Here is a 20,277-nt window from a genome sequence, read left to right on the forward strand (position 1 = left end):
CCACCGCCTCGTGGAAAACCGGGGCGCTGTTCTTCAGAGCGGCATGGAACGTCGCCCGAAGTGGGCGCGTTGCCACAGCAGGGTCACTCGAGCTCGCAACCGACCCCGGTGTTGCGGCGGCACCGGCGCCCGCGGTTGTCACAGCCGGGTCACGCGTGGAGGCCTAGCGTGCCCGAGCGGTCAGCGGGAAAACATTGCCGGTGGCCTCGCCCCTGACCTCTGGAGGAACAACCATGAACCGTCTTTCCAAGTCCGCGCTTCTTCTGACGGCCCTGCTGGGCCTGAGCCTGACCGTGACGGCCTGTGGGGGTGGTGACGCAGGCGCCAGCCCCCCGCCCGGCAAGGAAGAACCGCTGCCGGCCCAGGCGGGGTACGTCACCGGGAAGATCGTGGACGAACAGGGACATCCCATCGTTCGTGCCGAGGTCGTGGCCGACAACACGCTGTTCTACAACACCAATGTCATCGGCTACACGGACGCCTCGGGAACCTACAGGCTGGATATCCGTCAGCCCGTCGGCACCTGGCACGTGACGGCCACCATGACTCTCAACTACGAGGGGCAGACCATCCCAATCGATCTGGTTCCCGAGTCGGACGAGGTGCTGGCCGGCACCGTGGGTGGGGTCAGAAATTTCTCCTTCAAGCCCGCAGCAACGCAGTACGGCAATCTGGGGCTGGTCAATATCCGCACGGGCATCGGCTTTTACGGCGATCCCGGCGAGATGACTGTCACGTTGAAGTCGGTGGGAACGCTCGCCGACGGCTCTTCCAACAAGACCATTGCCGCCAAGCCCGTGCAATCCGGCGACGGCTACATCATCAAGAACGTGATGTATGGCACCTATCTGGCAACCGTGTCTTACCAGGGTCAGGATCTCTTCGTCCGAAAGGCCGTCAGCAGCGGTCCGGATGCGACGTACGGCAAAAGCTTCACCGGTGGCTTCTGGCGGGACTTTTACGCCCTCAGACCCACGATGTTTCTGGAGGTGAGCGATGTGGAGTGCCCGCCCATCTTGCAGCGATGTCAGGACCAGTAGCCTCACGTTTCCCAGGCACAAGAGATTTGTTCGACCTGCAGAAGTGAGCTTCGCGGGCGTCCCTGGCTGACTGAGGTTGAAGCCGCCACTTTGCCACCGTTTGTGTGGGTCTGTGCCGCGCGGGTGGGGTCCAGTGCGGGATCCGGCGCTCGCCATCCATCTGGAAGGCAGCCAGCGCCTCTGGCCGTCACGGCCCAGTCACACCCGCGGGCCTACGGTGCCGGGCAGACCCAGATGGACCGGACCTCAGATCGCCGCTATGCAGATGCAGCGCGTGATTGTGCGGCCGTGCCCATGCGCGCTGGGATCTTCACCCGGCCGTGCAGCCCAGCACCGGCCCAGGAGCAGCCCATGAAACGAGCCCTGTCCATCCTCACCCTCGCCCTGCTGCCCACCGCCACCGCCGCCACGCCCAGCAACGCGCTGGTGATTCAGACGGCCACCGATATCCCCACCCTCGACCCGGTCATGACCTACGACACCGGCTCCGGGCAGTACGTGGAAAACATCTACGAAACGCTGTACCAGTACAAGGGCAGTTCGGTCAAAGACCTGCAACCCCTGCTGGCGACGGGCCACAAGGCCAGCAACGGCGGCAAGACCCACACCTTCGACCTGCGGAAGAACGTCAAGTTCCACAGCGGCAATCCCTTCACCTGCGCGGACGCCGAGTACACCTTCCGGCGCGCGCTGGTGGTGAACGCCGCCGAGTCGTGGACCTGGTTTCTCAGCGAGCCGCTGCTGGGCACCCCGGACAACGCGCTGAACGACAAGTCGATCACCTGGGCCAGGATCACGAAGGCCGTGGCGTGCAATACCCAGAACCAGCTGGTGTTCAACCTGGCGGCTGTCGATCCGGCCTTTCTCGCCAAGCTCGTCTTTGTGGGGGCCAGCATCGTCGACCGGCAGCACGCCATCAAGATCGGCGAATGGGACGGCACCGAGAAGACGTGGAAAAGCTGGGTGGGCAAGAACCTCAACGACTCGGCGCTGTCCAAGAACCCGTCGGGCACGGGCGCCTACACGCTGGTCAAGCGCGACGCCAACAACACGGTGCTGCGGGCCTTCCCGGGCTACTGGGGTGGGGCGCCCGCGCTGCAAAACGTCATCGTCCAGCGCGTCGTGGAGCAGGCCACGCGCCTGGAGGCGCTCAAGCGCGGGGACGCCGACATCGTGGAAACCGGGCCGCGTCCCGTGCTGGCGCAGCTGCGCGGGCAGCCGGGCCTGCGGATCATCGACGATCTGCCGAACAACACGGCCAGCGTCATCTTCATGAACGAGAAGATCAGCGACGCCAGGGCGCTGGGCAGCGGCAAGCTGGACGGCCAGGGCATCCCGGCCGACTTCTTCAGCGACGTCAACGTGCGCCGGGCCTTTTCCTACGCCATGGACTACGGGCGCTACATCAAGGAGGTGCAGCTCGGCCAGGGGATGCAGCGCACCATGGCCCTGCCGGACTCGTTCCCCGGCTATGACCCCAAGGTCAAAAAATACGCCTTCGATCCCAAGAAGGCCGAGCAGTACTTCAAGCGGGCCTTCGGCGGCCAGCTGTGGAAAAACGGCTTCACGTTCACGGCCCACTACCGGGCGGGCGCCGTGGCGCAGCAGACCCTGATGGAACTGCTCAAGCAGGCGGTCGAGTCGATCAATCCCCGCTTCAAGGTCAACGTGGAGGGCAAGCAGTGGTCGGAGATGCTGCGCGACTCCAAAGACGGCCGCGAGGCCATGATCCTGATCGCCTGGGTACCGGACTACGCCGATCCCGACAACTTCATCAATACCTTCTACAGCTCGCAGGGCTTCTACAGCCCGCGCCTGAACTTCAAGGACGCCACCATCGACGCCTGGGTCAGGCAGGCGCGATCGACCACCGACAGCGCCAAACGTGACCGCCTGTACAGCCTGATCGGCAACCGCGCCTTCGAGCAGGCCCCTTTCCTGCTGATGCCGGCGGGCATCGGCTTCACGGTGGTGCGCGACAACCTCAGGGGCGTCAGTGCCGAGCAGTTCAACCCCATGCTGAGCTTCAGCTACACCGGCACGTACTGGCGGGAACTGAGCAAGAAGTAGATCCCCCCGCGCACAGCACGCGGGCCGGCGGCGGAGGTCAAGCTGCCCCGGCCCCACTCCAGCTTCTCAAGGACACCCGAGGACAACTCATGCTGATCTTTGTCGTCAAACGGCTGGCGCAGCTGCCGCTGGTGATGCTGGCGCTGACCCTGCTGATCGTGGGGCTGCTGCAATTCCTGTCGCCCGAGGAACGCGCCCAGGCGTACGTCACCTCTGAAGCCCAGACCCGGAATCTGGAGGTCATCATCCGTGAACACGGGCTCGATCAGCCGTTTCTGGTGCAGTACGGTCACTGGATGGCCGACGCCCTGCACGGGGATCTGGGCTTTTCCAGGGCCTCGAACAGACCGGTGACCGAGACCATCCGCGAACGCCTGCCCGCCACCATCGAACTGGCGCTGGTCAGTGCCATTCCCATCATTGGCGTCGGCGTGTGGCTGGGGATGCTGGCCGCGCTGCACCGCAACGATCTGCTCGACCGGAGCCTCCGCCTGCTGGCCATCGTGGGTTTCAGCCTGCCGACCTTCGTGATGGGCATCCTGCTACTGGTGGTCTTTTACGGGGCGCTGGGCTGGTTTCCGGGCAATGGCAACCTCAGCGTCGTGCAGCAGCTGAACCTTACCGATCCGGCGTACCACCGCTATTCCGGTCTGATCCTGGTGGACAGCCTGGTCAACGGGCGGCCCGCGATGTTCCTGGACGCGCTGCACCATCTGGCGCTGCCCGCGCTGACCCTGATCATCACCAGCGGCGCAGTGATCCTCAAGGTGATGCGGGCGCAGGTGCTGGAGACCCTGCGGGCCGATCACGTGCGGACGGCGCGGGCCAAGGGGCTGGCCGCGCAGGTCGTCAACGCCCGGCACGTCCGGCGCAACGCCCTGCTGCCCATCGTGACCTTCGCGGGCTTCACGGTGATCGGCCTGCTGGGCGGCGTGCTGTTCACGGAAACGATCTTCGGCTACCCCGGCATCGGGGAGTGGGGCGGTCAGGCGGCGCTGCGTTTCGACGTGCCCGGGGTGATCGGTTTCGCCCTGCTCAACGCCGTGATCGTGGTGGTGGTCAGCACCGTCAGCGACCTGCTGTACGGCGTCGTCGATCCGCGCGTGAGGGTGGGCTCATGACCACGCAGCCGCACCCCGCTTCCATGTCCGAGTCACCGCGCCCTGCCCGCCTCGCGTGGCTGCGCAGCAAGCCCGCCCGCCGACTGCTCGGGGATTCGTCGGCGCGCATCGGCCTGGCAATCATCGCCGCGTTCGTGCTGATGGCGGTGTTCGCGCCCGCCCTCGCGCCGCCCCGGGGCAACTGCGCCCGCGATCTGGGCCTGCCGGCCACCGGGTTCGGGGCGGGGGTGGCCGCGTACCTGCGCGAGACGTTTCTGGCCCCGGCCAGTTGCGCCCAGATCACCCGCATCAGCTTCAGCCCGGTGCCGACGCCCCCGGCACCCGGCGCGCCGTTCGGCACCAGCCAGGGCTACGACATCTACTACGGCATCGTGTGGGGCGCGCGCACCATGCTGCGGCTGGGGCTGATCATCGTGCTGATCAATCTGGTCACCGGCACGGTGATCGGGGCCATCAGCGGGTACCACCGGGGCGTGGTGGACAACGTGATCCAGCGGGTCATCGACGTCATCTTCGCGTTTCCCGGCCTGATCCTGACCGTGGTGCTGGTGGCCCTGTTCAAGCCCAGCGCGGCCACCATCCTGCTGGCCTTCGTGCTGACCGGCTGGGCCTCCTACGCCCGCATCCTGCGCGGCGACATCCTGCGGACGCGCGAGCTGGAATACGTGGACGCCGCCCGCTCGCTGGGGGCCAGCGACACCCGGCTGATCTTCCGGCACATCCTGCCCAACAGCCTGACCTCGCTGCTGACCCAGGTGGTGCTGGATCTGGGCACCGTGCCGCTGGGCATCGCCGCCCTGTCCTTCCTGGGGCTGGGTTTTCCGGTGGGCTACGCCGACTGGGGGCAACTGATGAACTTCGCCCGCGCGTGGATCCAGGGGCCGCCCGGCCAGCCGCTGGCGTACTGGTTCGTCACCGTGTTTCCGGCAGCGGCCATCCTGCTGTTCAGCCTGGGCTGGAACCTCGTCGGCGACGCCGCCCGTGACGCCTTCGATCCCCGGCAGGACGCATGACGCCGCACAACTTGTCCAGAGAGCTGCAACGCGCCCTGCGGTGGCAGTGCCAGCAGGTGTTCGGCGGCACGCACCACACCCACTGGTTTGAGGGCCTGCTCACGAAACTGAGGCGAGTGGACAGCACCCAGGCGTCCCGCTCGGTGTTCGGCAACTCCACCATCGCCCGGCACGCCGCCCACGTCCTGTTCTGCCTCCACGTCATGAACACGGATCCGGATCGGCCACCGGAAAGCGTGGACTGGGGCCTGTCGTGGGGGGACGTCCAGATCGACGACGAGACCTGGGCCGATCTCCTGCACCTGTTGACTGCGGAGGCCGATCGCCTGGAAACGCTGGTCGGCACGCTTCAGACCGGGCCGCTCTCCACCGACAGGCTGCTCCTGATCATCAACCAGCTGACGCACGCGGCCTACCACGCCGGGGCCATCGCGCAGATCCTGAAGTACGAGACCTACCTCAACCAGGACGTTGCGGAGGGTGTCCAGGAGGCAAAGGTTCTGATCTGAGTGTGGGCGAACGACGAACCCCTCTGCTGGATAGATCGGCAGAGGGGATTCACTTTGCACCGCTGGAACACGCCGTCTACCTGGCCCACTCCGGGGTCATCAGCTTCCCGTCTGCCCCATGAAACTGCATGTCGGCGGTGCTGACGATCAGCCATTCCGCGTCCTCCTGCCCCACGTTAGACAGGCTGTGCGGGGTCTGGGCGGGAATGATCGCGGTGTCTCCGCGGCGCAGCTCCGCGCTCTCCCCGGCCACCGTGAGGGTCACGGCGCCGCCGAGCATCACCATCACCTCCTCGTGGGTCTGGGTGTGGGCCGGATTCTGATGCCCTGGGGCCATCCGCTGCCGGATCACGCTGACCTGCGCCGCACCAAGCGACGGCGTGGCCAGCGGAACGACGGCGGCGTTGGGCGTGGTGAAGGTCTGCTGGTGCTGGGCCTGCACAATTTTCATAGCTTCTCCTTGCGATCAGAGGTGGCGATCTGAGCGCCGATGTGGATAGAGTAAACCCACCTGACTAATTTAGTCAAGGAGGTTGACCAATGAATCGCCAGGACTCTCTCCCCCTCACGGCGGCGAATCCCCGCCAGCAGCACATCGGCTGGTGGTTGCAGCAGGCGGCGCGGCACTTCAACGCCCGCGCCCTCCAGAAACTGCGCGAGCGCGGCCACACGCACCTGACCGCCACCCACCTGGGCCTGCTGCCGTACCTGGATGTCGGCGGCACCCGCATCAACACCCTGGCGGAGCGGGCCACCATGACCAAGCAGGCGGCCAGCCAGATCGTGACGGAGCTGGAGAAGTCCGGCTATGTCCAGCGCCAGCCCGATCCGGACGACGGACGCGCCGTGCTGGTGGTGTTCACTGCGCGCGGTGAGGCCTTCCTGGCCGACGCGGCAGCATTGAAAAGCGAGATCACGGCGGAGTTCACGCGGAAACTCGGTGAAGGGCCGTTCCAGACCCTTCAGGCCACGCTGGAGCGGCTGCTTTTGCCGGACGCCGGGGGCTGAAGAAGCGGGAGAGGAACCGTGTTACGCCCTGGGTTGCGGGGGCGAGGCCGGCATCATGCCCAGCTGCCGCATCAGCGTGGGGGTGTCCATCAGGTGCCACAGCTCGGTGCTCTTGCCGTTCTCGTACCGGATGAAATGCATGTGCCGCACCGCAACCTTTCTGCCGGTCGGCGGCAGATTCCTGAACGGCCCGATCCCGAACACGCCCTCGTGCGTGCCGGTCATGGTCGAGTGGAAGGCGACGATGTCGCCCTCGGCCAGCATGTGGTGCAGCTCGAAATGCAGGTCGGGGAAAGCGGCGCGCATCAGCGTGAACACCTCCTTGAGGTGCTCGGCATACACGGTGCCGGGCGGCTCCTGGTGATCCACGCCGTGCGCCGCCACGACCTCATCGAACACCGACAGATCGCCCTGATTCATGCCCCGCTCCAGGGTTTCGAGGGTCAACGCTCTGTGCTGCTCAGCCGACATAGCAACCTCCCCTTCTCGTTGTAGTCCAACTCTATTGATTCGGGTTATACTCCTGCCTGTGAACGATGTCAAGAGTGGACTCACGCACCGCCAGCGGCAGGCGCTGGAAACGCAGCGATTGATCGTCGAGGCCGCCAGGACGTTGTTTCTGGAGCAGGGTTATGGGCCGACCACCATCCAGGCCGTCGCCGATCAGGCCGGGGTGGCGGTCAGCACGGTCTACGCCATCTTCACCAACAAGCGCGGGCTGCTGAAGGCCATCCGCGAAACGTGGCACCTCGCCTCACAGGTGCGCGACCTGTACCGGCTGGCCCATCTGGAAAGTGACCCGGCGCGGCGGCTCGAACTGTATGCCCAGGCCAGTCGGCGACAGTGGGAGACCGGGGCGGCGATCATCAGGATCTACAGTTCTGCCGCCGCCGTCGACAGCGAGGCGGCAGCAGAACTGGAAACGGCGCTCAGCGGACGGCGCAGGAGCATGCAGGCCTGGCTGGCGGAGACCGCCCCGTTGCTGCGCGCCGACCTGACCTTTGAGGAGATCTGCGCCATTCACCTGGCCCTGACGCGCGCCGAGGTGTATCAGGAACTCGTCGAAGCGTGGGGCTGGACGCCCGGCGCCTACGAGGCGTGGCTGGCCCGAACGCTCAAGCAGCAGTTCCTGCCCTGAACGCGCTCTGGCTCAGGCCGGCCCCGGACACCGGGGAAGGGCACCACGGCCGGGAGTCACCGTTTTACACTGAGGCCCCATGACGGGCGGTACCCCTCCCCCAACCAGAACAGCGGCAGGCCACGACTGGTTCCTGAAGCTGCTGGGAGGCGTGTATGTGCTGGACGGCCCGGCGCACCGGCGCATCGAGCCGAGTCTGGCCGCCGTGCTGGCGTATCTGGCGCTGCGGGGCCGCACCCACAAATACCGTCTGGCCGGGTGGCTGTGGCCGGACGCGGGCGAGACGGCGGCGCGGGCCAACATGCGGCAGTTGCTGCGGCGGGTGCGGCTGACCCTGGGGCCGGAATTCATTCAGGGCGCGGGCGAGATCGAACTCAACCCAGGGGTCAGGGTGGATCTCCTGGAATTTCAGCGGCAGATGGAGGCCGGCGCTGTCCCGGACCCCCCGGCCCAGCAGGGTGAACTGCTGGAACACCTGACTTTCGACGACGCGCCGGACTTCGCCGAGTGGCTGGAAAGCGAGCGCGAACGTCTGCTGCAACTGCGGCTGCGGGCGGCCCTGGGCGCGTCGGAGACGCTGCGCGCAGCGGGACAGCTGGCCGAAGCGCTGCTGCACGCCCAGCACGCCCTGAGTCTGGAACCGCTGAGCGAGGAGGCCGCCCGACAGGTCATGACGCTGCACCACAGACGCGGAGATCGGGGCGCGGCCCTGCAGGCCTACGAACGCTGCCGTCAGGTGTTGCGTGACCGGCTGGGCGTGGAGCCGTTGCCCGAAACCCAGGCGCTGGCCGAGCGGATTCGGCAGGACGCGCCGCCTCCCGCTGCCCTCCCCCGCGCTGTCCCGGAACCGGTGGCGCTGCCCGCGCTGGTGGGCCGCCACCACGAACTGGGCGTGCTGGCGCAGGCGTGGGAACAGGGCCAGATGATCTTCGTCAGCGGCGAGGCGGGCATCGGCAAGACCCTGCTGACCCTGACCTTCGCCGCCGGGCGCGGGCGCGTGCTGCGCTTCGAGGCCCTGCCCGGTGACCGGCACGTGCCCTACGCCACCGCCGCCCGGATGGCCCGCCGCCTGCTCGAGCACTGGCCCACGGGCCGGGAACCAGGGGGCCTGCCCGACTGGGTGGCCGCTGAGGTGGCCCGCCTGGTGCCGGACGTGTTCGGGCAGGCAGGTCCGCCGCTGACCTCGGCGGCAGACCGGCTACGCTTTTTCGACGCCATGATCGAACTCAACCGCCTGGCCTGCGCCGACATCGACGTGTGTGTGCTGGACGACGCCCACTTCGCCGACGACGCCACCAGCGAATTCGCCGAGTATTTTCTGGCCCGGCTCGCCTCGTCGCCGCAGGCGCGCTTTCCGGTCTGGATCGACGTTTACCGCGACGACGAATTGCCCGAAGCGGCCCGCCGCAGCGTGCAGACGCTGACCGACGCGGGCCTGGCGATCAATCTTCGCCTCGCGCCCCTGTCGGTGGAGGGGGTAGGCGAGCTGCTGGGCAGTCTGAATCTGCCGCAGCGCCCCCAGCACCAGGCAGCCCGCTACCGCGACTCCACCGGGGGCAATCCCCTGTTCATTCTGGAGACCGTGCGCGACCTGAGCGAGGAGGCCGGGCTGGGACTGTCCGGGTGGGGGCTGGACGATCCACCCCGCCTGCCCACGAAGGTGGCGGCGGTGATCGCCCGGCGGCTGTCGCGGCTGAGTCCGGCGGCCTTGCAGATGGCGCGGGCGGCGGCCACGCTGGGCGGCGAATTCACGCTGGATCAGGTGGGCGAGGTGCTGGACCTCGGCCCGCTGGCGGCGGCGCAGGGCTGGGACGAGCTGGGCCACGCCGGCATTGTGCGCGGCGAGGCGCTGGCGCATGACCTGATGCGGGTGGCGATCCGCGCCGGGACGCCGGAGGCCACCCAGATCCTGCTGCACCGGGGCGCGGCCCGTACCCTGGAAAGGGCCGCCGGGCCGGGCGGCGCAAACGCCGCGCGCATTGCCCGGCACTACCAGGGCGGCCGGTTGCCCCTTCAGGCGGCGGCATGGTTCCTGAAAGCCTCGCAGGGGCTGGTCGACCTGATGCAGTACGGGGCGGCCCTGAAGCTGCGCGAACAGGCGGCGGCGCTGTACGAGGAAGCGCTGGAGTTCGACCTGGCCCTGGGCGTGCGGCTGGACACCCTGAGCGCCCTGTGGGCCGAGGAGCAGCCCGAAGCGCTGCGCCCCGTCGTGGACGGGCTGTTGCGCCTCGCCTCCGACGACGTGCAGCGTGCGGCGGCCCGGCTGGGGCAGGCCACGCTGCGTCTGGCCGAGTCCAGACTGCAACCGGTGGCCCTGGCCGCCCCGGACATGCTGGGCCGCGCCTCCGCTTCCCATGAGGCGCGGCAGGCCCTGTGGCAGACCCTGACCCTGGCGCGGGAGGGGCAGGCGCTGCTGGCCGCTGACGGCGGGCTGCCGCACGCCACCCTGTCCGCCCTGCTGTTGCGTGCCGAATTGAGGACGCTGGCTTTCCTGCACGACCAGACCGGGCTGCGGGAGCGGTTGGACGCCGCCACGGCGCTGTTTACCCGGCTCCCGGAGTCGCAGGCGGCGGCGCTGCTGCTGTACACGGTGGCGGCCCTGCTGATGCGGCAGGGGCAGCCCGGCGACGCCCTGGACGCCGCGCGGCGCAGCGCCGCCATGTTCACGGCCCTGGGAGACCGCTACGCAACCCTGGCGGCACAGCTGAGCGTGGCCGCCCTCCTCGAAGATCAGGGGCGACGGGCGGAGGCGGCCAGCTTCCGGCGGCAACTGGGCTCACCGGGCAGCGGGCCTCAGCTCAGCCGCCTCCAGTACTTCAACCAGTTGCGGCTGGCCGCCAATCTGGTGCAGCGCCACGCCTACGCCGAAGCCCTGGCTCTGCTGGAGCGAATGACACAGGCTGCCGATAAGGCAGCGCCGGCTGGAGAATGGCCGACTGGGGAAGCCCTGCCAAAAGGCGTGCTGTGGCGGGTGCAGGTGGACTTGCTGTGGCTGCTGGGGGCGGTGCCCCAGTGCCAGACGGCAGCGGAAGCCGCGCTGTCTGACCCCATGCCGGGTGACGACGCGGCAGGCGTGCCGTGGATCCGGCTGGCCCAGATTCACGCCCTGCTGGGGCAGGATCAACAGGCGAAGCGGGCGTTTGCCAACGCCGACGCCTTCCTGAGCGCCGCGCCCCACCTGACGTACTCGCGGGGGCTGTGGCAGCTGGCGTACGCAGGATTCGGGGGCCGCACGCGCGAGGAACGCCGCCACTCGCTGGAGGAGGCGCTGGCCGTGGCCCGGCAAAAGGCCCACCCGGAACTGCTGACCCACGCCCTGGCCCTGCGGGCGCAGTGGCACGCGGGGGGTCAGGACTGGCCCGCCGCCACGCGGGACGCGGAGGACGCCCTCGCACGCATGACCGCCGCCCCACCCCGCGACGATCACGCCCTGCCGTGGCAGGTTTTTCTGGAACTGCCCGGCGTTGATCCAGCACGCCGCTTGGCCGTGGCTCATGCGGCGCGGGACTGGATGGTCAGCATCCTTGGTCAGCCGCTCCCGCCGCCCTACCGCGATGCCTTCCTGGCCCGGCCCACCCAGCAGGCCCTCCTGACCGTGCTGGACAGCCTTGACCTGCCACTCTCAGGGCAGCGAGGCCAGGGATGAACGCTGCCCAGCAGACTGGGCCTCAAGGTGGCGTTTGAGCCGCGCCAGTTCCCGCCCAAATCTCTGCCGGGACAGCAGCTTCAGCAGGGGTGAGGCCAGCCGCAACGCCCCGGTCAGCCCAAGCTCCAGCGTGCCGACGAACCGTGTCCCACCGGCCTCGGCCACGGTCAGGCGGCTGCCGCGCACCGCAGTGGCTCCCTCCACGCTGCGAAACTGGTAGCTGCTGCCCTCCCTGACCTGGGAAACGACGCAACGGGTGGTGTGAACCGTTCCCAGGAACGTCAGCACGTCGGTGGTGATCATGCCGTCCTGCACGGGGCCGGGCTGATCGGCGCTCATCTTCAGGAGGCCCTCGCGCCACAGCGGATCGTGGGCAGGCGTGGCGATCAGGGCGTAGACCTCGCCCACCGGGCGGTCGATCCAGACCGAGGCGGTCACCTTCATGCCCACCCCCTCACGCCCAGAACCCGTCCACATGGTGCTGGTCATAGTTGTGCATCCGCAGCGACAGCAGTTGCCCGTTCCCGAAGGTCATCACGTAGGCCACCTGATTGTGCAGGGTGCGGCCCAGCCGGGTGGCGGTCACCGTGCAGAGGGCCACCGCATGGCGTTCACTGCCCAGCACGTCGGTCACGTCCACCTGCTGCGTTCCGGCGCTGCGCTCGGCCACCTGCGCGAAAAAACCCAGGATGGTGGGCAGCCCGTGCTTGTCGCCGGCCATCGGGTTGCGGCCCGGCACATGCAAGACCGCGCTGGGGGCGATCAGCGCCTGAAGAGTCGGCAAATCCTTTTCGTCAAAGGCCGTAAGCAATCGGAGGGCAAGGGTCTGGGCCGTGGGCGTCTGGGCGGTGGGCGTCTGTTCTGGGGCGGTCTGAATCATGGTGGCTCTCCTTGAGGGTTGAGCCTGCGCCGTGGGCTGTGACTGGCCCGTGATCCACGCGGGCCAGCCCGGGAATGGCCCAGTCACGGCCCAGTCACACCCGGCGCGGCAGGCTCGGACCTCCAGGCCATCGCCGGGCTGACCCATGCCCCGAAGACACGGCGATCCGTGCCTGGGAGGAGAGTCCATGCCCCAACCCACCCTTGCCCTGCTGCTGCTCGTTCACGTCGCCAGCGCCCTGACCCTCGTCTGCGTGGAGGCCGCCACGCTTCAGGGCATGTCCGCCCTGCGCTCGGCCCAGGACGCCCCCACCGCCCGGCATCTGCTCGGCTCGCTCCAGCGCTTGACCGTCCTGTCGCGCATCGCGCCTCTGACTTTAATCGGCTCGGGGCTGTGGCTGGCGGGGCTGGCCGGGGCCTTCGCCGCGCCGTGGCTGATCCTGTCCATGCTGGGCACGGCCCTGATCGCCGCGCTGGTGCATGTCGTGGAGCTGCCCCGGCTGGGGCGGTTCGGGGAAGCCCTGCACCGGGGCGGCGCGGACGCCCTGTCCGGTCTGCGGCAGGACTCGGCGCTGCGCTGGAGCGCCCGCGTCCGCTTCGCCACGCTGATCTGGGTCTTCTTCCTGATGCTCGCCAAGCCTGCCCTGCCCGCCGCCGCGTTGCTGGGCGTGCTGGTCTACGGCGTCGTGTTGCTGCCGCTGGCGCTGCGGCGAGAAGAAAAGGCGGTGCTGGCATGAGGCTCAGGTCTCGGTCAACGTCACGAGGAATGTCCATGAAAAATAATTTGATCGGAGATCAGACCGCCGAACGCCCAGAACCTCGTTCCAGACGCTCAGATTTTAGACCTGCCGTGCTGGCCGGCACGCTGGCCCTCGCCTGTGGCCTGGGGGTGCTGAGCGTGGTTCACGCTGCCCCGGTCAAGGCCGGGACGGTGCAGGGGCAGGCCGTGGATCACAAGGGCAAACCGCTGGCTGGCCTCCACGTCTGGATCAAGCCCGGCCTGACGACGGGTGTGGTGGACGTGCTGACCGGGCCGGATGGCCGCTACCGGGTGGACGGCCTGCCATACCTGCCCTACACCGCCCACGCGTGGTATCCGGTGACGTACAAGGGCCAGACCTACTGTTACCGGCTGGCCCACCCCAGCGCCGCCGAATACCAGCCCTTCAACGCGCAAAGCGGCACCACCCGTAACTTCCGGTGGCAGCTGTCCGGGAAGATCCCCGGCGTGGAGGACTACAAGGGCACCGGCTTTTACGGCGGCACGCTGGCCCTCCCGCCTGCTGCCTACCGAGAGGACATGGGCAGTCTGGAAGCGGAGGACCGTCTGGAAGTCACCCTGACCCCGGTTGGCCCCCTGATTGACGGCAGCCCAGGCAAGAAGCTGGTGCTGAAGACCAACGAGATCTCGCAGATTTACGACGTCCCGGTGGGCACCTACGCGGCCAGCGCGGTGGCCGTGACCCCCGCTGGAGCCAGGCGCCCCGTGCTGCTGGCCGGGGAATACAGCGGCCAGCCCGCGCCCAGCGTCACCTTTACCTTCGAGGGCCTTAAGGCGGGCGAGAGCTGCGTCGGCAAACTCTCCACCTGGACGGCCACCCGCAACCTGTATTACTTCGTGCCGGCCAAACCGTGACTCAGGAGTCCCCATGACCACAATCATTTTTTCCCGCCTGCTCCTCCTCACCGCGCTCTGCTCGGCTTCGGCACTGTCGGCTAGTGTGACTGGGCGCGTGGTGGACGCGGCGGGCCAACCCGTCAAGAACGCCACCGTCATTGCCGACAACACGCTGTTCTACAACACCAACGTGATCGGCTACACCGATGCCAACGGCAAGTACAAGCTGGATATCAGCAAGCCCATAGGCACCTGGAATGTCACGGCGAAGGTGAACCTGAAGTACGGCGATTACGAGGTGGGCATCGACCTGATTCCCGAGAACCCCAAGCTGCTGGCCGGCACCGAGGGTGGCGTCCGCAATTTCACTTTCAAGCCGAAACCCGCCACCAGCGCCGATCCCTACGGCAGCCTGGGCTGGGTGTTTCTGGGTTCGGCCATCGGCGTCTACGACATCGACGAGACCAAAGTGGAGCTGACCCTGACCCCGGTGGGCAAGCTGGCCGACGGCAGTGCGGGAAGCGTCATCAGGGGCCACCCTCTGAAGTCGGCAGATGGGGCGGTACTGGCGAACGTCATGTGGGGAACGTACCGGGTCACGGCCACCTACGAGGGTAAGCCCCTCCAGATCAGCCGCCGCCCACGCCCCGGCGAGGACGAGGACTACGCCTGGGGCAGCAGCTACACCGGCCCCTTTGTGACAGGCTTTTACCAGCTCAAGCCCTCGCTGTTTCTGGAAGTCAGGCATTGATGGTCAGTCAGGCGAACACTCTTCGGATGACCTGGCTCACCCTGGGCGTGCTGTGCGCCCCGCTCTCTTCCAGTGCCGACGCCGCCTCCACCGTGCGTGGCCTGATGGACCTGCACAAGCCGCCGCCCAGCGATCAGTTGCCCTGCCCGATCTTTCCCAGACGCCCGGTCCCGGGGAACGCGTCCCAGGCGACCAACCCCCAGATGGCGCAACAGCTGGCCCTGCTGGAAAAACAGCTCGCACAGATGCCTCCTCAGTCCGAAGGGTACAGGCAACTCAGGGCCGCGCTGGACGCCCTGAAGGCGGGATTGAAGCAGGAACAGGCCGCCCAGCCCGCCGTCAAGGTACTGGAGTACCGCAAGCTGAGCGTGGTGCAGGCCCTCGCCAACCTGTACGGCTCGCTGGCCGATCACCTGTCACCGGAGGCGTGGAAGGAGTGGGTGGAGAATGCCGCCCTCTCAGACCCAGACCGGGCAGACAGGGCGGCGGTGCTGGCCGTCGGCCGGGGCGTGCCGCTGCTGGCAGTGGCCGCCTACCTGAAGGTGCTGGAAAAGACGCCCAAGAACGCGGACGCCCTGTTCAATCTTGGCTCGCTGGCCGCCGTGCTGGGCGCGCCAAACGAGGCGCTAGCCCTGCTGGACGCGTCACAGGCGCGGGGGGGGCCGCGCAACACTTTCTATCCGCCCGCCGCCCAGCTCCTGACGGCCCGGGGGTACGCGCTGATGCTGGTGAACCGCGACAGGGAGGCCGAGCAACTCCTGACCCAGGCGGTGAAGCTGGCCCCCCGGATGGCCGAGGCCCAGCGCAATCTGGCGGCGGCCCTGGGCAATCAGGGCAAGTGCGGCCCAGCGCGGGCGGCAGTGGCGCGGTCCAGCAGTCGCCATACCCTTCCTCAGAAATCAGCTTCCACTTCACCAGCCGCTCAGCCGTCCTCCGCATCTGCTTCTCCAGTGCCGCTACCCATTCCCATACCTGCCGCTGATCAGAAGGAGGACACCGACTATAACCTGCGCGACGTGCTGGACTTCTCGCGGGGAACGGTGGGTGAGTGGCCGTACTTTGCCACGGTCTTTGACCCCTACGACGAGGCGAAGCTGGACCGCCGGGCTGCAGAGTACGAGCAGATGAAGGGCAAGCTGGACCCCAAAACAGATGCGGCGCACTTGTCTCAAGTCCAGCGAGGCGTGGCCAATCTGCTCACGAGTGTCCGAAATGACCGCCTGAGTGGGCCAAGGATTCGCCTGCTCCACACCGGGCAATTTCAGCTGTTCCGCGAGACCCGGTTCACGGCGCTGTACAGCAAGCTGGGCAAAGATCTGGCCACCTACCAGAAGAACGAGCAAGACGCCATGACGCACCTGAAAGGAGAGTTCGCCAATGCTGACGCACAGCATGACGCGGCCTACCGGGCCTGCGACTCCGCCACCGATAACTCGTACTGCCGCGACAAGGCCGAATACGACCAGAAGCTCAAGAAATGTTCCAGTCTGGTGACCTGGAATAACATGTGGCGCGGCAGCTCATCGTTCGTGGCGCATAGCGTCCGCCCCCTGGTGGAGGAGATCGACCTCTTCTACACCACCGTGATCTCGTACGCCTCCGAACCACGATTGCTGGCCGGGTTGCGGCTGCATCACCAGATGATCCGCAAGACCTTCATCAGCATCGTCCCTGGCTATTTCAGCGAGCATCTTTCCACTCTGGACCGCATGAACGAGCCGTGCCTGTACATCGCCCGGACCATGCCGCCCAAGCCGGTGCCGGACGACCAGATGGGGGTCTACACCGAACTGGTGGGGAACGGCTGCAAGCCCGCCGCCACGGCCACGGTCAAGGTCATGCTGGTGCAGTTCGGCATGAACTGCGAGAAGGTCTCGGTGGAACTGGCCAAAACGTTTCCGGGCACCAGTGTCGGCCTCTTCGCCAACGTGGAGCGCCGGGCGTCGGCAGGGGCGCGGCAGGGACCCCCCACCGCCCGCGACAAATTTATCAAGGCGATTGGCGCGGGCAACGTGCGCCCCCAGCAGCTCCCAGAATTTGGGCAGCAGAAGAGTGACGTCAGCATCTACACCATCTCGGCGGGCGTGTCCAGCGGCACGGCGGTGATGGGCAATGGGGCGACCGCCAAAGACGGCCTGTACCTGACCGTGGACAGCACCGGCAAGGTGGTGGACTTCGGCATCAAGGGCGAAACCTCCACCAGCGTTGGGGCCGAGTTCAATCTGGGCGCTGTCGAGCTGGGCGCGGGGCTGGAATTCGAGGGGCCGGGCAGTTCGGTCAGCTTCATGCCCAGCGTGCCAGGGACCTGATCCGGATGGATTTTGAAGCAGTTCAAGCTGTCCTGATCCTGCTGTGGGTGCTGTTCGTGCTGGGCTGTTTCGTCTGGTACCTCTCCCGCCGCCACGCACCAAGGCGCCGCTGGAAGCGCCCCGAACGCATCCGCCTGTGGGACTGGCTGGGTCTCCTGCTGGCCGTCTTCGGCAACGATCCGGGGATCGGTTCCAGCGGGCCTGATTCACCTTCTGCCAAAACACGGAAGAAGCAGGCGGCCAGGCCCAGACGCTGAGGCCCACTGCCCGGTCACACCCCAATCTCGCCCGATACATCCGTGACTCCAGGAGGTGCAGTTCAGAGATGAACCTTTTCAAGCAGATCGCAGTGTTCGGCGCTGTGGCGGTGAGTCTTCTCGCCCCCAATCCAGTCCAGGGCGGGAATGTGCCGCCCGCCGGTTCCAGTCCGGCCCGTTTTTTCATGCCCACCGATGTTCCCGAAAATACGGCGGGCAGCACCGTCAAAACCGACGCCCAGGGCAATGTCCACTCGGTGTACCGGGTCTATGCGCGGGGGGACGCGTTTTACAGCTTCTGTGCCTCTGCGTGCAACAAGGGAGCGCAGATGAAGGCCGTGCGCTTCAAGACCGACGGCGCGGTCCAGAACGTGATGCTGGCGCTGACCCGTGCCGGACAGCCCCGTGTGTTGATCAGCACATCGCAGCGGGTTCACTACGCCACCTGTGACTCCGGCTGTGCGGCACAGAGGAACTGGAAGACCACCGTGATTCTGGACCGTCAGGCATTCGGCGAGCGTGGTCTGGACATTTCCGGCGAGGCGTTTGCGCTCGACGCGCAGGACCGTCCGCGCTTCATCATGTCCAGTTACCCGCAAATCATCGCTTCCCTCCAGAACCGCTTCGACACCTACTTTGTGGGGTGCGACGCGGGCTGTTCCCAGGCGCAGAACTGGAGGTCGGCGCTGTTGTACGACGATCAGGCGTGGCGTGACGTGCAGTTGCGGTTCAATGCCAGGGGTCAGATGCGGCTGGCGCTGATTGGCCGGATCAAAGGGATCAGCGGCCCCAACAACAGTGATGTGGTGGGATATGCCGAGTGCGACAGCGCCTGTGACCGCGCAGACCGCTGGAATGCCGTGGGGCTGCAACCGGTCTATGTTACGGCACGGCTGACCTCCAAGCCCACGGTGGCGCTGCAACTGACCTCATCGGGAGCGCCGAGAGTCGCTTTGATCGCCACGCTACCCAACTATGAACTCGGCTACCTGAGGTACCTGAGCTGCGATCAGAACTGCACGGAAGACAACTGGACGAACACCGGTCTGTTGCAGGGCGAGTCTCTTTACCCAGGGCTTGGCCTGGCCTTGCGGGGGAATCAACCGGTGATTGCCCTGTCCTACGGCGGTGACGTGAGGCTGCTGAGCTGCCAGAGCAACTGCTCGGGCGTCAAGTCCTGGAAAGTCTCTGCGGTGGAGTCCGGCAGTGATCTGGCCGCCGATAAGATCATCCCCTACCCCAACTGCACCCTCTCGGCCTGGTTTCTCTACGATCCGTCCGTCGCCATCGCCCCGGATGGCCGCGCCGTGGTGACTTACTCGGCCTCCGACGATTCCGGCGGTTTCGCCAGACCCGACACCACCAAACCGGCGTGCAAGGCGGGAACAGACATGATTTTCGCCCGTTACGCAGCCCTATCGAAGGACTGATACGGATTCCGTCTGTTTCGTGTAGAAACCGGGACAGCGCCGGTTCCCACACTCCACGCCCGGAACCCGTTTTTCTCCTGCTCGCTCCGCTCGGATTTCCAGGTGTTTTCAACACCTTTCAATCGGAGTCCGTATGAGCCGTGGGACGGCCTCCAATTCCCAAAGGGGATTCCACATGAACCCAACCACTCCCGCGTCTCTGCGCGGCCAGCCCCTGACCATCCACAACAAGATTCAGCGTGACAGCGTGACGTTCCTGCGCCGCACCGACGGACAGCTCAGCACCCTGGTTCGTGTGGAACTCGCGCCCGGCGGCGGCAATCCGCCTCACCGCCACTCGGCCTACGCCGAAACGTTTACCGCGCGGCAAGGCACGCTGGGCCTGCATCTGGATGGGCGTGAACTGCGGCTCCAATCAGGTGAGACAGTCACCGCCCCAATTGGCTCGGTTCACCGCTTCTACAACCCCACGGACGAACCGGTGGTCTTCGAGGTGGAAATCCAGCCCGGCCACCGGGGCTTCGAGCGGGGGCTGATCGTGCTGTACGGCCTCGCCAACGACGACCGCACCGACATGCAGGGACGGCCCCGCCATCCGCTTCACCTGGGCCTGTTCTCCAGCCTGACCGACACCCGGCTGATCGGGCCGCTGGCGACGTTGAACCCGGTGATGACCGCCCTGGGGTGGCTGGCGCGGGTCACCGGCACACAGCGCCGACTGCTGGCCAGGTACGACCGCTGAGTGGTCTGAGATCATCCAGCGGCGCCCCCCTCTGGATGGGCGCAGTGATGCCGTGCCTCAAGCGAAGCCCTGGACAGGCCGGCCCCCTTGCGGGGCACATCCGCCGCCAGGTTTTGATCGAACGCAGATCATGCTGTGATCATGGTCTCCTGGTTACCGTGCCGTCATGACCCAGAATGGCTTACTGCTCAGCGTCTCCCGCAAGGCCGATTCTGCCGTGCCGGGACCCTACGACGTCCTGTGCGGTCACGCACGGTCACTGGGCCGCGACGCTGCCTTCCGGGCGTCGTTGCGGACTCTTCCCCGGCTGGAACCCAACACTCTTCTCCGCTGCGCCCTCGAAGCTCTCCCTGATCTGGAGCTGCTGCCCCTTCCCGTCCTGGCCACAGAACTTTTGACGGCGTTGGAGTGGACCGGCGTGCCGCCAGTCTCCTGGCCTGGTTGCGGGTGGACGAGCGCGTCGCCGTGACCACTGGACCTGCAGTTGCCGGGACTGGAGCGAGGCGACCCAGAAGACACCTGTCTCAGCGCGTGTCGGCCGCTCTGGATCGACACCGTCTGCTTTGACGGACGGCGGGCGGCGGGCCTTGCCGGCTTCTTGTCAGGCCATCTCGTAGAGGACACAGAAGGGGCAAGGCCACATCACCCCTCACTGCGGCGCTGAGAACGTCGAAGGACGGGAAGAATCGAGATTCCGCCGCATGGGAACAGCCTCTTTGCACGCTGTGGCGTGTCGCGGTGACCGT

At 66.9% G+C, this 20,277-nt stretch carries 19 protein-coding genes; 15 read left to right on the plus strand and 4 right to left on the minus strand.

Annotated features, from left to right (window positions below):
* Positions 1-233 precede the first annotated feature (233 nt).
* From FHR04_RS00285 to FHR04_RS00305, 5 genes are all read left to right on the plus strand, one after another.
* Positions 234-1,040, plus strand: coding sequence for a carboxypeptidase-like regulatory domain-containing protein (locus FHR04_RS00285; RefSeq protein WP_139399775.1), 807 nt, complete (start codon positions 234-236; stop codon positions 1,038-1,040).
* A 351-nt stretch (positions 1,041-1,391) separates the two neighbouring features.
* Positions 1,392-3,110 carry an ABC transporter substrate-binding protein gene (locus FHR04_RS00290; RefSeq protein ID WP_139399777.1) on the plus strand — a complete coding sequence of 573 codons (1,719 nt, stop codon included), beginning with the start codon at positions 1,392-1,394 and terminating at the stop codon, positions 3,108-3,110.
* A gap of 89 nt (positions 3,111-3,199) precedes the next feature.
* Positions 3,200-4,231 carry an ABC transporter permease gene (locus tag FHR04_RS00295; protein ID WP_139399780.1) on the plus strand — a complete coding sequence of 344 codons (1,032 nt, stop codon included), beginning with the start codon at positions 3,200-3,202 and terminating at the stop codon, positions 4,229-4,231.
* A gap of 23 nt (positions 4,232-4,254) precedes the next feature.
* Entirely contained in the window at positions 4,255-5,244 is a 990-nt protein-coding gene (locus FHR04_RS00300) for an ABC transporter permease (protein ID WP_249038897.1), read from the plus strand.
* Positions 5,241-5,753 (plus strand): hypothetical protein, encoded by a 513-nt coding sequence (locus tag FHR04_RS00305; RefSeq protein ID WP_139399784.1) that lies wholly within the window; start codon positions 5,241-5,243, stop codon positions 5,751-5,753. The genes FHR04_RS00300 and FHR04_RS00305 overlap by 4 nt, the downstream gene beginning before the upstream one ends.
* A gap of 76 nt (positions 5,754-5,829) precedes the next feature.
* Here FHR04_RS00305 and FHR04_RS00310 read toward each other — a convergent pair whose 3' ends face one another.
* A complete protein-coding gene (locus FHR04_RS00310) occupies positions 5,830-6,204 on the minus strand; it encodes a cupin domain-containing protein (protein ID WP_139399786.1) in 375 nt (124 codons plus the stop codon).
* An 89-nt stretch (positions 6,205-6,293) separates the two neighbouring features.
* On the opposite strand from FHR04_RS00310, the gene FHR04_RS00315 reads away from it, so the two are divergent.
* The gene (locus FHR04_RS00315) at positions 6,294-6,761 is read left to right on the plus strand and encodes a MarR family winged helix-turn-helix transcriptional regulator (RefSeq protein ID WP_139399788.1); all 468 of its coding nucleotides are present in this window, start codon (positions 6,294-6,296) and stop codon (positions 6,759-6,761) included.
* Between the two features lie 21 nt (positions 6,762-6,782).
* Here the strand turns inward: FHR04_RS00315 and FHR04_RS00320 are convergent, their stop codons facing one another.
* A complete protein-coding gene (locus tag FHR04_RS00320; protein ID WP_170213790.1) occupies positions 6,783-7,208 on the minus strand; it encodes an ester cyclase in 426 nt (141 codons plus the stop codon).
* A gap of 82 nt (positions 7,209-7,290) precedes the next feature.
* Between FHR04_RS00320 and FHR04_RS00325 the strand changes: the two genes are divergently transcribed.
* A complete protein-coding gene (locus FHR04_RS00325; protein WP_170213791.1) occupies positions 7,291-7,899 on the plus strand; it encodes a TetR/AcrR family transcriptional regulator in 609 nt (202 codons plus the stop codon).
* Positions 7,900-7,978: 79 nt separating this feature from the next.
* A complete protein-coding gene (locus FHR04_RS00330; protein WP_139399795.1) occupies positions 7,979-11,545 on the plus strand; it encodes an ATP-binding protein in 3,567 nt (1,188 codons plus the stop codon).
* On the opposite strand, the gene FHR04_RS00335 is transcribed toward FHR04_RS00330, so the two are convergent.
* Complete coding sequence (locus FHR04_RS00335) at positions 11,522-12,034, minus strand: SRPBCC family protein (protein WP_139399796.1); 513 nt, start codon at positions 12,032-12,034, stop codon at positions 11,522-11,524. The genes FHR04_RS00330 and FHR04_RS00335 overlap by 24 nt on opposite strands.
* Complete coding sequence (locus FHR04_RS00340; RefSeq protein ID WP_170213792.1) at positions 12,000-12,425, minus strand: nuclear transport factor 2 family protein; 426 nt, start codon at positions 12,423-12,425, stop codon at positions 12,000-12,002. Before FHR04_RS00340 ends, FHR04_RS00335 begins: the two co-directional genes overlap by 35 nt.
* A 187-nt stretch (positions 12,426-12,612) precedes the next feature.
* Here FHR04_RS00340 and FHR04_RS00345 point away from each other — a divergent pair, with 187 nt between their 5' ends.
* The 7 genes from FHR04_RS00345 to FHR04_RS00375 all read left to right on the plus strand — a co-directional run bounded on the left by FHR04_RS00345 (position 12,613) and on the right by FHR04_RS00375 (position 19,531).
* Complete coding sequence (locus FHR04_RS00345; RefSeq protein WP_139399800.1) at positions 12,613-13,161, plus strand: hypothetical protein; 549 nt, start codon at positions 12,613-12,615, stop codon at positions 13,159-13,161.
* Positions 13,162-13,196: 35 nt separating this feature from the next.
* Positions 13,197-14,060: a carboxypeptidase-like regulatory domain-containing protein gene (locus FHR04_RS00350; protein WP_170213793.1), complete on the plus strand. Its 864-nt coding sequence runs from the start codon at positions 13,197-13,199 to the stop codon at positions 14,058-14,060.
* A 13-nt stretch (positions 14,061-14,073) separates the two neighbouring features.
* Positions 14,074-14,793 carry a carboxypeptidase-like regulatory domain-containing protein gene (locus FHR04_RS00355; RefSeq protein WP_139399804.1) on the plus strand — a complete coding sequence of 240 codons (720 nt, stop codon included), beginning with the start codon at positions 14,074-14,076 and terminating at the stop codon, positions 14,791-14,793.
* 26 nt (positions 14,794-14,819) lie between these two features.
* Positions 14,820-17,102 (plus strand): tetratricopeptide repeat protein, encoded by a 2,283-nt coding sequence (locus FHR04_RS00360; RefSeq protein ID WP_170213794.1) that lies wholly within the window; start codon positions 14,820-14,822, stop codon positions 17,100-17,102.
* A 5-nt stretch (positions 17,103-17,107) separates the two neighbouring features.
* A complete protein-coding gene (locus FHR04_RS00365; protein WP_139399808.1) occupies positions 17,108-17,359 on the plus strand; it encodes a hypothetical protein in 252 nt (83 codons plus the stop codon).
* A gap of 68 nt (positions 17,360-17,427) precedes the next feature.
* Positions 17,428-18,789 (plus strand): hypothetical protein, encoded by a 1,362-nt coding sequence (locus FHR04_RS00370; protein WP_139399810.1) that lies wholly within the window; start codon positions 17,428-17,430, stop codon positions 18,787-18,789.
* Positions 18,790-18,964: 175 nt separating this feature from the next.
* Positions 18,965-19,531, plus strand: a complete 567-nt coding sequence (locus FHR04_RS00375) for a cupin domain-containing protein (protein ID WP_170213795.1) — start codon at positions 18,965-18,967, stop codon at positions 19,529-19,531.
* Positions 19,532-20,277 lie beyond the last annotated feature (746 nt).

Origin of the sequence: Deinococcus radiopugnans ATCC 19172 (assembly GCF_006335125.1) — a bacterium.
Lineage (GTDB): Bacteria > Deinococcota > Deinococci > Deinococcales > Deinococcaceae > Deinococcus > Deinococcus radiopugnans.